10 protein-coding genes are annotated in these 13,531 nt (G+C 60.3%); 5 read left to right on the top strand and 5 right to left on the bottom strand.

Translation table 11 applies throughout. The features are described 5' to 3' along the window. Nucleotides 1–18: 18 nt before the first annotated feature. The 5 genes from BUB78_RS00535 to BUB78_RS00515 all read left to right on the top strand — a co-directional run bounded on the left by BUB78_RS00535 (nt 19) and on the right by BUB78_RS00515 (nt 6,515). A complete protein-coding gene (locus BUB78_RS00535) occupies nt 19–501 on the top strand; it encodes a TRAP transporter small permease (protein WP_073193980.1) in 483 nt (160 codons plus the stop codon). Continuing rightward, the gene (locus BUB78_RS00530; protein WP_245813317.1) at nt 498–1,889 is read left to right on the top strand and encodes a TRAP transporter large permease; all 1,392 of its coding nucleotides are present in this window, start codon (nt 498–500) and stop codon (nt 1,887–1,889) included. Before BUB78_RS00535 ends, BUB78_RS00530 begins: the two co-directional genes overlap by 4 nt. Beyond that, nucleotides 1,886–4,015 carry a N,N-dimethylformamidase beta subunit family domain-containing protein gene (locus BUB78_RS00525; RefSeq protein WP_073193979.1) on the top strand — a complete coding sequence of 710 codons (2,130 nt, stop codon included), beginning with the start codon at nt 1,886–1,888 and terminating at the stop codon, nt 4,013–4,015. The genes BUB78_RS00530 and BUB78_RS00525 overlap by 4 nt, the downstream gene beginning before the upstream one ends. A gap of 131 nt (nt 4,016–4,146) precedes the next feature. After that, on the top strand, nt 4,147–5,241 hold the full coding sequence (locus tag BUB78_RS00520; protein WP_073193978.1) for a carboxynorspermidine decarboxylase: 1,095 nt from the start codon (nt 4,147–4,149) through the stop codon (nt 5,239–5,241). A gap of 26 nt (nt 5,242–5,267) precedes the next feature. Then, nucleotides 5,268–6,515, top strand: coding sequence for a saccharopine dehydrogenase family protein (locus tag BUB78_RS00515; RefSeq protein ID WP_073193977.1), 1,248 nt, complete (start codon nt 5,268–5,270; stop codon nt 6,513–6,515). A gap of 104 nt (nt 6,516–6,619) precedes the next feature. Here the strand turns inward: BUB78_RS00515 and BUB78_RS00510 are convergent, their stop codons facing one another. From BUB78_RS00510 to nuoN, 5 genes are all read right to left on the bottom strand, one after another. Beyond that, nucleotides 6,620–8,404, bottom strand: a complete 1,785-nt coding sequence (locus BUB78_RS00510; RefSeq protein WP_170864994.1) for a SulP family inorganic anion transporter — start codon at nt 8,402–8,404, stop codon at nt 6,620–6,622. A 343-nt stretch (nt 8,405–8,747) separates the two neighbouring features. Beyond that, nucleotides 8,748–10,415, bottom strand: coding sequence for a ribonuclease J (locus BUB78_RS00505; RefSeq protein WP_073193975.1), 1,668 nt, complete (start codon nt 10,413–10,415; stop codon nt 8,748–8,750). Nucleotides 10,416–10,421: 6 nt separating this feature from the next. Next, nucleotides 10,422–11,192 (bottom strand): type III pantothenate kinase, encoded by a 771-nt coding sequence (locus BUB78_RS00500; RefSeq protein WP_073193974.1) that lies wholly within the window; start codon nt 11,190–11,192, stop codon nt 10,422–10,424. 15 nt (nt 11,193–11,207) lie between these two features. After that, nucleotides 11,208–11,972: a biotin--[acetyl-CoA-carboxylase] ligase gene (locus tag BUB78_RS00495; RefSeq protein WP_073194553.1), complete on the bottom strand. Its 765-nt coding sequence runs from the start codon at nt 11,970–11,972 to the stop codon at nt 11,208–11,210. A gap of 113 nt (nt 11,973–12,085) precedes the next feature. Continuing rightward, the gene (gene nuoN / locus BUB78_RS00490) at nt 12,086–13,519 is read right to left on the bottom strand and encodes an NADH-quinone oxidoreductase subunit NuoN (RefSeq protein WP_073193973.1); all 1,434 of its coding nucleotides are present in this window, start codon (nt 13,517–13,519) and stop codon (nt 12,086–12,088) included. Nucleotides 13,520–13,531: the final 12 nt, after the last annotated feature.

Here is a 13,531-nt window from a genome sequence, read left to right as displayed (position 1 = left end):
CATGACCAGGAGGTCACCGTGCTCGGCAAGCTTGACCGGTATTTCGAGGAAGTGCTCTGTGCCTTTTTCCTCTGCGTCGTTGTCGGCTCTGTGCTGATGCAGGTGGTGTTGAGGTTCCTGTTTGACACCGCTGCGGTCTGGGCCGAAGAGACCGCCGTTTATGGCATGATCTTTGCGGTCTATCTTGGCGCGACGATGGCGGTGCGCGAACGCGCGCATATCCGCATCACCCTTTTGGTAAGCCGCCTGCCCCGCGCGCTTCAGCTGGGCTGCATCATCTTGGCCGATGCACTCTGGGTCGGGTTCGTGATCTTCATGATCGTACAGACCGTGACCTATACCCAGCTTTTGTTCAACGTCACCTATCAGACCCCCGGTCTGGGGATCGAGCAACGCTGGGTTCAGATGTTCATTCCGATGCTGTTTGCCCTGATGCTGTTTCGTATTGCCCAGGTCTATTGGCGCTGGCGCTCTGACGCCTTTAAGGGGCTGCCACTATGAGCGATATCACCGATCCCAAACCCCGCCCCTCGCTGGCCCCGATCCTCGTGCTTGTCGCGATGGTGATCGCGGTATTGGCGGCCATTCTGGGGGGGGCCAACGGGCCTATCCTGATGGCGGTGGTGTTTGTCTTTACCATGGCGATCGGCGTGCCCATTCCCTTTGCCGCCGGAATCGCCACGGTGGCCGGGCTGATCATTGCCGATATCCCGATGACCCTGATGGCCCAGGCCGCCTGGACCGCGTTCGAGCCCTTTCCGCTGGTGACGATCCCGCTGTTCATTCTGGCCGGACAGCTGATGGAACAGGGCGGCATGTCCGAAAAGCTGGTTAATATCGCGCAAATGCTTGTTGGCGCCTATAAGGGCGGTCTCGGGCTTGTGACCGTCGTCGCCTGCATGTTCTTCGCCGCGCTTTCGGGCTCTGGTCCGGCCACCACCGCCGCGATTGGCTCCATCACCATCCCCGCGATGCAGGCCGAGGGCTACCGGTCGCGCTTTGCAGGCGCAATTGCCGCCTCGGCCGGGGCCCTTGGCAGCATGATCCCGCCCTCGAACCTGTTGATCATCTTCGCGCTTGTCACCGACGTGTCGATCCCGCGCCTGTTTCTGGCCGGTATCGTGCCGGGGATCGTGCTGGGGCTGATGCTCATGGTGGTGGTCTTCGTGATCTCGGCCAAAAACGGCTATGGCGGCACCGGCGAAAAATTCCGCTGGGGGCCGCTGCTCGCCGCGTTCTGGGAGGGCAAATGGGCGGTCATGGCGCCGGTGATCATCCTTGGCGGCATCTATGCGGGCATCTTCACCCCATCCGAGGCCGCAGGCGTGGCCGTCGCCTATGGGTTGTTCGTGGGCATGTTCATCCATCGCGGCCTGACCTGGGCCAAGCTGTTTCATGCCTTCAAGTTCACCGCCATCGTCATCGGCTCGGTGCTGTTCATCCTCGGCTCGACCAAGGCGTTCGGGCAGCTGGTCACGCTGTTTGACATCCCAAGCTCGGTTCTGGCGCTGTTTCAGGGGCTGGTGGACTACCCCTGGCTGGTAATGTTGTTGATCGGTGTGTTCTACATCATCGTCGGCATGTGGCTTGAAAGCATTCCGCAGATCATCATCTTCACCGCCGTCTTCTATCCTCTGGTGACAAGCCTTGGGGTTGATCCGGTGGTGTTTGGCATCTTTACGGTGATGACCTGTGAAATCGGCTTCCTGACGCCGCCGATCGGCGTCAACCTGTTCGTCGCCGCGCGGATCAGCAAGATCTCGATCGAGGACATTTCGGTCGGGGTTCTGCCGCTGTTGATCCCCTATGCCCTGATGATCCTGCTTCTGGTGTTTTACTCGGACTGGGTGACCTATCTTCCAAATCTTGTTTATGGACCGACGCGATGACAACAAAGCCCCAAGACCTTGCCCTTTTGGGATATGCCGACCGCTTGTCGGCGCGCCCCGGCGAAACGCTGGCCTTCAAGGTTTCCTCAACCGCAAGCCGCCCGTTTACCGCGCGCCTTGTGCGATCCATTAGCGCCGACCCGAACCCCGAGGGGCCGGGGATCATCGAAGAAGACGCATCCGGCTTCTTTGTCCCCCAATCCTTTGCCTCCACCCACCGCCCCTTCGCGGCGGGCTCTTACGGGGTGGCGCAGGACGAAGTGCGCGCCGCGCCTGAGGCGTCGATCACCCTTTCGGCGGTGATCTTTCCGACGCTGACCACAGGCACGGTTCAGACCGTGATTGGCTTTGGCGCCTATGACCTGCGCCTTGACGAAAGCGGCGCGGCAAGCCTCGGCCTCGGGGATCAGGTGATCAGCACAGGTCGGCCCCTCAAGCTGCGCCAATGGTGCCGGATCACCGCGACAGTGACACCGGGCGCCATCACCCTTGAACAACAGCCCTTGACGCGCCCTGCCCTCGCGCCATGCGTGGCCACGCACAAGGGCACTGCCCCGCTTGCCACAACCGCCACGCCAAGCATTGCTGCGCGCCTTGTCGGCGATCAGGCAAGCCAGCATTTCAGTGGCAAGATCGAGGCCCCCGCCATTGCCGTGGACGACCGCCCGCTTTGCGCATGGGACTTTTCCATCGGCATCAGGACCACCACCGCATCGGCCACAACCGGCCCTGACCTGACCCTCGTGAACTTTCCCGCGCGCGCGGTGACCGGCGCGGCCTGGGACGGGTCCGAGATGAACTGGACCCACAAGCCCGCGCATTACGCGGCGATCCATTTTCACGGCGACGATATCTATGATTTCGAGTGGGACACTGATTTTGAATTCACCGTGCCCGAAGACATGCCCTCGGGCGTCTATGTCATGCGGCTGGAATGTGAGGGCAATGAGGACGCGATCCCGTTCTTTGTCTGCCCGCCGCTTGGGCGCCCCAAGGCCAGGCTCTGCGTGCTTATCTCGACCTTTACCTACACGATCTACGGCAATCATGCCCGGCCCGATTATGACCCGTCCTGGCAGGACAAGATCACCGAACGCAACGCCTACCCGCACAATCCCGCAGAGCATCCGCACTATGGGCTTTCGACCTATAACTATCACGCCGACGGCTCGGGGATTTGCCATGCCTCGCATCATCGCCCGCTGTTCAACCTGCGGCCCGGTTTCCTGACCTTCGGCGGGGCGACCTGTTCGGGGCTGCGCCATTTTCCGGCCGATATGCACCTGATAAGCTGGCTTCACGCCAAGGGCATCGACTATGACGTGATCACCGACCGCGAATTGCATGACGACGGCGCGGCGGCGATAAAAGGCTACGCCGCCGTGACCACCGGCACCCATCCCGAATATCACACGGCCAACACCCTCGATGCGCTGCGCGATTATCGCGACGGTGGCGGAACCTTGATGTATCTGGGCGGCAACGGGTTTTACTGGCGCATCGCGGTGCATGGCGAAAACGACAGCCTGCTTGAAATTCGCCGCGCCGAGGATGGCATCCGGGCCTGGGCGGCGGAACCGGGCGAATATTACAACGCTTTTGACGGCGGTTATGGCGGCTTGTGGCGGCGCAACGGGCGCGCGCCGCAAGACCTTGTCGGGATCGGCTTTGCCGCGCAGGGCGAGTTCTTTGGCGATCCTTACCGCCGCGTGAGCAGCGACCCGGCGTTTGACTGGGTGTTTGACGGCATCGAAAGCGACCTGATCGGTGATTACGGGTTTTCTGGCCATGGCGCGGCGGGGTTCGAGCTTGACCATATGGACCACCGGATCGGCACGCCCGACAGCGCCGTTCTATTGGCCCGCTCGGTCACGCGCGACACCGGCTTCATGCTGGTGCCCGAAGAGCAGCTGACCCATCTCACAAACCTCACGGGCGGCAGCGCCAAGGACGCGATGCATGCCGATATGATCTATGCCGAATACCCCGGCGGCGGTCGTGTCTTTGCCACCGGATCAATCACCTTTTGCGGCAGCCTGCCCTGGAACGGCTATGACAATGACGTGTCGCGCCTCCTTGAGAATGTCATGGCGAATTTCCTCGGCGCGCCGACACCGCCCCGCTGACAGAGCCGGATTTTCAGCCCGCTTAAGGGCGACCACCCGCTTGTCTTTGGCAAGTCATGGTTTGCCTTATCCGGCAACATAAACTAATTGGGAACCCCAGCCATACGTTCGCCCAATGACAGGATGCTGCCTTGCAAACCCCCTTTTATCTCATCGACAAGTCACGCCTTTTGACCAACATGCAAAAGATTGCATGGCTGCGCGAGGCCTCTGGTGCAAAGTCTCTGCTGGCGTTGAAATGCTTTGCGACATGGTCGGTGTTTGACTTCATGGCGCAATATATGGATGGCTCCACCTCGTCGTCGCTTTACGAGGTGAAACTGGGGTTCGAGAAATTTCCGGGCGAGACCCACGCCTATTCCGTGGCCTACGCCGACCACGAGATCGCAGAGGTTCTGGCCAATTGCGACAAGGTCATCTTCAACTCCATCGGGCAGCTTGATCGGTTCGATGCCGCCTCGCAGAACCACATCCGCGGTTTGCGGGTGAACCCCGGCGTTTCGACCTCGGAGTTTGATATTGCCGACCCCTCGCGCCCCTTTAGCCGCCTCGGCGAACATGACCCGGCACAGATTGCCGCCGTGGCGGATCGGATCAGCGGGCTGATGTTTCACAACAACTGTGAGAATGACGATTTCGACCGCTTTTCAGAGATGCTTGCACTGATCGAAGAACGGTTCGGCGACACCCTGCACCGGATGAACTGGGTCAGCCTCGGGGGCGGCATCCACTTTACCGGCGCGCAGTATCCGCTGGATCGTCTGGCCGGGCGGCTCAGGCAGTTTGCCGAGACCTATGGCGTGCAGGTCTATCTTGAACCGGGCGAAGCGGCGATCACCGGGGCCGCCACGCTAGAGGTCACGGTGCTGGACACGCTTTACAACGGCAAGAACCTGGCCATCGTCGACAGCTCGATCGAGGCGCATATGCTTGACCTTCTGATCTATCGTGAACCGGCAAAGATTGCCCCTGATACCGGCACGCATGACTGGATGATCTGCGGCAAATCCTGTCTTGCCGGGGATATTTTCGGCGAATTCAAGTTCGATGCGCCGTTAAAGCCCGGTGACCGGATTTCGTTTCAGGACGCGGCAGGCTATACAATGGTCAAGAAGAACTGGTTCAACGGTGTAAAGATGCCCGGCATCGCCATCCGCGAACTTGACGGATCGATCCGCCTGGTGCGTGACTTTGACTATGCCGACTTTGCGGCCGCCCTTTCCTGAACAAACACAAGAGGTCTTTTGGATACATGAAACGCAATGTTCTTATCATCGGCGCCGGTGGCGTCGCTCAGGTCGTGGCGCATAAATGTGCGCAAAACAATGACGTGCTGGGTGACCTTCATATCGCCAGCCGCACGGTTTCAAAATGCGACGCGATCATTCAGAGCGTGCATGACAAGGCGGCGATGAAACAGGACGGCGTATTCGAGGCGCATGCGGTCGATGCCATGGACAGTGACGCGGTCGAGGCCCTCTTGAAAAAGACCGGCGCGCAGATCGTGATCAACGTCGGCTCGCCTTTCGTGAACATGACCGTACTTGAGGCCTGCCTTCGCACCGGTGCCGCCTATATCGACACAGCGATCCACGAAGACCCTGCCAAGATTTGTGAAACGCCGCCCTGGTATGCCAATTACGAATGGAAGCGCCGCGAGGATTGCGCAAAGGCCGGTGTCACCGCGATCCTTGGTGCCGGGTTCGATCCGGGCATGGTCAACGCCTTCGCGCGCTTTGCCGTCGATGAATTCATGGATGAGGTCAAATCCATCGACATCGTCGACATCAACGCCGGCAATCACGGCAAGTATTTCTCGACCAACTTCGATCCCGAAATCAACTTTCGCGAGTTCACCGGCACGGTCTATAGCTGGCAGGATGGCGCGTGGAAGACCAACAAGATGTTCGAGGTCGGGCGCGAATGGGATCTTCCGGTGGTGGGCAAGCAAAAGGCCTATATGTCGGGCCATGACGAGGTGCATTCGCTGGCGGCCAATTACCCGCAGGCCGATATCCGGTTTTGGATGGGCTTTGGCGATCACTATATCAACGTCTTCACGGTTCTCCAGAATCTCGGGCTTTTGTCCGAACAACCGGTTGTCACCGCCGAGGGGCTTGAGGTTGTGCCGCTGAAACTGGTCAAGGCGGTGCTGCCTGATCCCTCCAGCCTTGCGCCGAATTATACCGGCAAGACCTGCATCGGCGATCTGGTAAAGGGCACCAGGGACGGTCAGGACGTCGAGGTGTTAGTCTATAACGTCGCCGACCACAAGGACGCCTACAACGAGGTCGGAAGTCAGGGCATTTCCTATACCGCCGGCGTGCCGCCGGTTGCGATGGCGATGCTGATTGCCGATGGCACCTATGACACCGCGACCATGGTGAATGTCGAAGAACTTGACCCCAAGCCGTTGTTTTCATTACTGGACAAGATCGGCCTTCCGACGCGCGTCAAGACGGAAGACGGTGATTACGCATGGGATCAGGCCCTGGCCTGATCTGGCATCGCAGTGGCGGCCACCCTGCACTGCCTGGACAAATCCGGCGTCCGGTTCGCAAGATCCGGGCGCTTTTTCTTTGCGCGGCCCGTGAGGACCGCGCGCTATGACCTGGACGCTGCCTCTGGCGCGGCGGGCGCTTGCACATCTTCCGGCGCCTCGGGTTGCGGGCCGGGCATGGCCTTGCACTCCAGAAACACCCGCGCCGTGCAGGTGGCACAGATCGACCGCTCGAGCCGGGGCACGAGTGCCTCAAGCATTTCGCGTTTGCGGCGAAAGATATTCTGTCGCCCGATCCGTTTGGTCACATGAAACTGGTCCAGTTGCCGTCGGAGCGGCGGATATCGCCCGACAAGCGATAGCGACCCGCCCATGTCTTTGCGGTTCCGGCTTTCCTCGACCAGCCATACGGCGCCCGCCAGATCAATCCCGACCGCCCCGTCAATCAGCAGGCAGAGATGCTTCTGACCCGGCCGTTGCTTGGCGAGCCTGAGGAATTCTTTTTCAAGGTATTCAACCGCACCGAAATACATCGGCCCCTGAACCCGCAGAAACACCGCTTGCGGGCATTCAGGCAGACGCCAGTGGATCGGGCTCATGAAGGGGCGTCCCTCGACATTACCATTGGGCACGTTCACCGGAAGCCCCGGTCTCATCGTCTGGCGCAGGAACAGCGCCAAAGAGACAATCACCCCTGCATAGATGGCAAATTCAAGATCGACCAAAAGAACCGTGATGAAGGTCACCAGAAAGATCGAGGTTTCCGAGGGACTCGTGGTCAGAATATGCCGGATCTCCCTGATGTCGATCAGCTTCCAGGCCACCAGCATGATCAGTCCCGACATCGCCGGGATCGGGATATGGGCGATCAGCGGGCTGACAAGCAGCAGGATCACCAGCAGGAAAACCGCCGCAAGGATCGCCGCCAGAGGGGTCTTTGCGCCCGCCTCAAGGTTAAGCGAACTGCGCGTGAACGAGCCCGAGCCCATATAGGCCGAAAAGAACGACCCGCCGATATTGGACAAGCCCTGCCCGATGATTTCCTGATTGCTGTTCAGCGACTGATGCGATTGCAACGACATCGCCCGCGCGATTGAAACCGCCTCCAGCAGGCCGATCAGGGCCAAGGCAAACGCCCCCTGAGACATCGTGCGCACGATTTCGAAGGACATTTCCGGCACCGCAACAGGCGGAATACCGGAGTCGATCGCCTCGACAAAGGCCACGTCATGCGCGCCCGCGTTCAGAACAAAGGCCAAACCGCTGCCCACGACAAGGGCAATCAGGTAATTGGGCCACATCGGGTGGTATCGCTTGACGAGCACAGCCGCGACAAGGGTTGTGACCGAAACCGCCAGAACATGCGGGTTGAGATCCGGCAAGACGCGCCAAAGCTCTTGTCCCAATTCGACAAGGTCATCGGGACGCGGCAGCGACTTGCCTATGAAACCCGGCAACTGACTAAGGAAAATCAGGATCGCGGCCCCCGCCGTAAAGCCGACCATGACCGAATGCGAAACAAGGCCAACCAATTGCCCGAGGTTGACGAGGCCAAGGCACAGCTGAAAGAACCCCGCCAAGAGGGTGATGCTGAAAACCGCGCTGATGAATTCGGGCGAGCCGGGCGTGAAACTCTCCGACAAGGTCGCAAAGATCACCACGGAAATGGCCGTGGTCGGGCCCGAGACAAGATGCCACGAGCTTCCGAACAGTGCCGCGATCACCGGGGTGACCATCGCCGTATAAAGACCATACTGCGGCGGCAAGCCTGCAATGGCGGCAAAGGCGATCCCCTGAGGCAGCACAATCGCGGCATTGGTGATGCCGGCAAAAACATCGGCACGAAAGGTTCTCTGGTTGACCAAAGGAAGCCACTCGAGAAAAGGCATCATGGCACGCAGACGTTCGCGCGCGGTCAGTTTCTGTTTGTCACTCGATGGCAACAAATGTGGCGCTTCATCCGCCGGTCGTCCAAAACGCCAAGTCATTAGAAGTCGCTTTCAATCCATTCGGTCGCGGCAATTGCACATTCGCCGCCGAACGAGCAGAGGCGGTAACGCAGTCTTGCGACCAGAATAGGCCTTAGAGACCTCAATCTAAAGAAATTCTTATAGTGCCAGTTTGGGAAAAATTTGCGGCATCCTTGCCCGTCGGCACACCGCGCAGGGGCGTGCAAAAGGGCGCGGACGACTGGCAACCGCGCCCTTTCATATCAGGTCAAACTGTTCGGCCTCAGGCGCTGAGACGGCTGATCACCACGGTGACCTCGGGGCGTTTGCCCACTTCGTTCTGCGTGCTCTGGCGCGCGATCCGGCGCAAGCCCTCTTCAAGCTTGTCATCATCGGCCAGCGTCTTGTCATTGGCGCGGCCCAGAAACTGGCTCAGGTCTTCTTCCAGAACATCGACCAGCGGCGCATTGTTGCGCCCCGTGGTGGCAAGACCCATGGTTTCGCACCACGGTTCGCCAAGCGGATCATCGTCTTCGTCAAGGATGATGTTGATCATCACATGCCCGTTCAGGGCCATGCGAATGCGATCACGCACCACCCCATCCATCGACCCGATCTGAACCGTGCCATCAAGATAGGTCCGCCCGGTTTCGATATATTCGGCGACCTTGGGTTTGTTGCCACTCAGATCAATCATCATGCCGTTCACGGCCAGCATCCCGCCAAGCCGGTTGGACTTGGCAAGTTTCACGTGCTCGCGCAGATGGCGGTGTTCGCCATGCATCGGAATAACCGTCTGCGGCTTGATCAGCTTATGCATCATATCAAGGTCCGGCCGGTTGGCATGGCCCGAAACGTGATAGCGGTCATCGCCCTCGATCACATCGACGCCCATTTCGCTGAACTGGTTCATGATCCGGATCACGCCGCGCTCATTGCCCGGAATCGTCTTGGACGAAAACAGGAAGGTATCGCCCTCTTTCAGGGTCATCCCCTGGTATTTTCCATTGGCAAGCTGGGCACTGGCGGCGCGCCGCTCGCCCTGGCTTCCGGTGACGATCAGCATCACGTTTTCACGCGGCAGGCCTTTGGCGTCTTCCGGGCTGATGGTGCTGGGAAAGCCCTTGAGCACGCCGGTCTCGACGCTGGCCTCGATCATCCGGCGCATCGCCCGCCCCATAAGACAGACCGAGCGCCCGGCGCGTACCCCCGCCTCGGCAAGGGTTTTGACCCGCGCGACATTACTGGCAAAGGTGGTGCAGATGAACATGCCCTTGGATCGCTCGACCAGCTCGGTGATCGGCGTCGCCACGGTCGCCTCGGAGCGGCCCTCATTGGTGCTGAACACGTTTGTTGAATCGCAGACAAGCGCCTTTACGCCCGGCGCGGCAAGGCTCGCCCAGAGGTCGTGATCAAAGGCTTCGCCAACCACGGGCGTTTCGTCGATCTTGAAGTCGCCGCTATGCACGATTCGCCCGCCCGCACTGTCGATCACAAGACCAGAGCTTTCGGGGATCGAATGCGAGATCGGCACAAAGCCAACGCTGAACGGCCCCGCCTGGGTCACTTCGGGCCAGGGCGAAACGGTCTTGACCGCGCTTTCGGGATGGCCATATTCGCTCATCTTGCGGCGGGCAAGGTTCGAGGTGAAGGCACGCGCATAGATCGGCGCGCCAAGCTTTTCATAGCAATGCGCCACCGCGCCAAGATGGTCTTCGTGGGCGTGGGTGATGAACACCGCTTCAAGCTGATTGCGCCGCTCGGCCAGCCAGGTGATATCCGGCAGGATAAGATCCACCCCCGGCGTGCCATCCATATCCGGAAAGGTAACGCCGAGATCCACCAGGATCAGGCGCTCTTTGCCGGGTTTTCCATAACCATAGACATAGGCATTCATACCAATTTCGCCCGCCCCGCCAAGGGGAAGGTAAATCAAACGTTCACTACTCATGGGGCGTCAGCCCTCCTTATTATAGGCGTCGATCACGGTCAGTCCGTGCATCGTCAAATCATCTCTGAACACGTCGAAAATCGCGTGCCCCTGCTGGAATAATGGCGCCAGCCCGCCTGTTGCGACCACTTTCATGGCGCGGCCTCTCTCGGCCTTTATCCGGTCACATATCCCATTGATCAGCCCGACATAACCCCAGAACACCCCCGATTGCATGCAATCGACGGTATTGGTTCCAATGACGCGCTCGGGTTTGGTGATATCCACATGCGGCAGGGCGGCAGCGGCCTCGTGCAGGGCCTGAAGCGACAGGTTAACCCCCGGCGCAATCACCCCGCCAATATAGGCGCCGTCACTTGCCACCACATCAAACGTCGTGGCGGTGCCAAAATCCACCACAATCAGGTCGCCCCCGTATAGATCGTAGCCCGCCACCGTATTTACAAGCCTGTCCGGCCCGACCTGCGTGCCCGCGTCCACCCGCACATCCACCGGCAGGCGGCATTCTGGCTTGCCCACCACAAGCGGGCGACAGTTGAAATAGCGATCCGAAAAGACCCTGAGATTGAACACCACCCGCGGCACCGTCGAACTTATCACCACAGACCGGATATCGGCCTCGATGCCGAAATGGTTGAGAAGCGTGGAAAACCAGACGAAATACTGATCCGCCGTGCGCTGATGCTCGGTCGAGGTGCGCAGGGTGCACAGAAATCTCTCGCCATCCCAGATCGAAAAGACCGTGTTGGTATTGCCGCAATCAATCGCCAGTAACATCGCGCGCCTCCTCGCTTAGAAAAAAACTTCGGCGGCGGCAATCGCATGGCGCCCCTTGGGGGTTGATAGAACAAGATTGCCCGCGTCGTCCACCGTCTCAAAGGTGCCGGTCACCTCGTCGCGGCTGGTGCGCGCGGTGATCACCTCGCCCAAACGCGCCGCCCGTGCGAGCCAGGCGTTGCGAATGGGCGCAAACCCATAGGTCACGAATTGCGCCTCGACGCGGGCATAGGCCGGGGCCAGAAGATCAAGAAATTCCTCGGGGCTGATCGCCACGCCGGTGCCCGACAAGACCGATACCGGCCGCACTGCGCCGGGCTCGACCGCGCTGCCCTCCGGCGCCTCGCGCAGGTTCACGCCAATGCCGATTGCAAAATGGCTAAGCCCCGCGCCGCTGCCGGCACTCTCGAGCAAAATCCCGGCCAACTTGCCACCGTTCAGCAACACATCATTGGGCCATTTGAGCGCAAAGACATCCGCACGCCCGGTCGCCGCCACCAGCGCCTCGAACAGCGCCAGCGAGGCCAGGAAAGAGCGCAACGCAACCTTGTCCGGCGTCTCATTGGGGCGCATCACAAGGCTGGCGGAAAAATTCCCCTTTGGGTCGCGCCACGCGCGCCCGCGCCGCCCGCGCCCGGCGGTCTGCTCAAGCGCAAGTATCCACTCCGACCCCGCAAGCCCCGGCGCTATGCGCGCGGCCTCGGCATTGGTGCTGTCCACCGAGGCCAGCACACGCCGCCCATAGCCCTCAGGCCAGTCCCATTCAGACCCCAATTTCATCTTTCCAAAAATACTCCCGCCGGAGGCGCGCACCCGGGCACCGGGCGCCAAAATAAAAGCGACGCGCCCCTTGGGGCGCGTCACATTTGGATCAGACCGGAAAAGACATGCCGTCAGTTGACAAGCGTTGCCGCTGCCGCCTGGGCAATCGCCTCGACCCCGAACATGTTGATGATACCCACCAGCATGATCGCCGCCGAGGCCATCAAAAACGCCCATTGTACCGGGGAACGCCCGGTTTCAAGCGCTTCGCCCTCTTCGCCGAAGTACATGTAGAACACGATGCGCAGGTAATAGAACGCCCCGATCACGCTGGCGACAACACCGGCCACCGCAAGCCAGGCAAGCCCGCCCTCATAGGCCGCGCGCAGCACGTAGAGCTTGCCAAAAAAGCCCAGAAGCGGCGGCACACCGGCAAGGCTGAACAACAAGATCAGCATCGCAAGCGCCCGGCCCGGCTGGGCCTTGGCATACATATTCAGGCTGCGGATATCCGTCACTGGCTGGCCATCGCGCTCCATCGACAGGATAAAGGCAAAGGTGCCGATATTCATGGTCACATAGATCGCCATGTAGATCAGCATTGCCTGCACCCCAAATACCGTCCCCGAGGCCAAGCCCATGAGCGCATAGCCCATATGAGCGATCGACGAATAGGCCATCAGGCGCTTGATATCGGTCTGCCCGATCGCCGCCACGGCGCCAAGGAACATCGACAACAGGCTGAGCGCCGCCAGCACCTGCTGCCAGTCACCAACCACGCCGCCAAAGGCGTCATGCACAACCCGCGCGAACAGCGCCATCGCGGCCATCTTCGGCGCGGTGGCAAAAAACGCGGTGATCGGCGTCGGCGAGCCCTCGTAAACGTCGGGCGTCCACATGTGGAACGGCACGGCGGAAATCTTGAAGGCCAGACCCGAGATCACCAGAACCAGACCGATCAAAAGACCGATCGGCGCCTGCCCCTCTGCGGCGGCGATGATACCGGAAAACAGCGTCGTACCCGCATAGCCATAGGTCAGCGAGGCACCATAGAGCAGCAAGCCCGAACTCAGCGCGCCAAGCACGAAATACTTGAGGCCCGCCTCGGTCGATTTGGCACTGTCCCGGCGCAGCGAGGCGACCACGTAAAGCGCCAGCGATTGCAACTCGAGCCCCATGTAAAGCGCCATCAGATCACCGGCACTGACCATCACCATCATGCCAACCGCCGACAGGGCGATCAGGATCGGATATTCAAACCGCAGGATATCACGGCGCTGCATATATTCCCGTCCCAGCACCAGAACGGCGGCGGCCGACAAAAGGATCGTCACCTTGGCAAAGCGGGCAAAGCCATCATCGTTGAACATGCCACCAAAGGCTGTGTGGGTGCCATTGCCGGTGGCGCCAATCCAAAGCGCCATGAGCAAAAACAGCCCGGCGGTCAGCCAGACCAGCATGCCCGCCATCTTGTCCTTGCCCGTGTAGGCGACCAGCAACAGGGCGGCCAGTGCATAGACCGAGATCACGATCTCGGGCAGGATAACAGTCAGATCAGCCTGCATCTTCAGGGCCTC

It is taken from the genome of Roseovarius marisflavi (genome assembly GCF_900142625.1).
Classification (GTDB): Bacteria; Pseudomonadota; Alphaproteobacteria; order Rhodobacterales; family Rhodobacteraceae; genus Roseovarius; species Roseovarius marisflavi.
The sequence above is the reverse complement of the archived record's forward strand: the minus strand, read 5'-3'. Positions and strand labels throughout refer to the sequence as shown.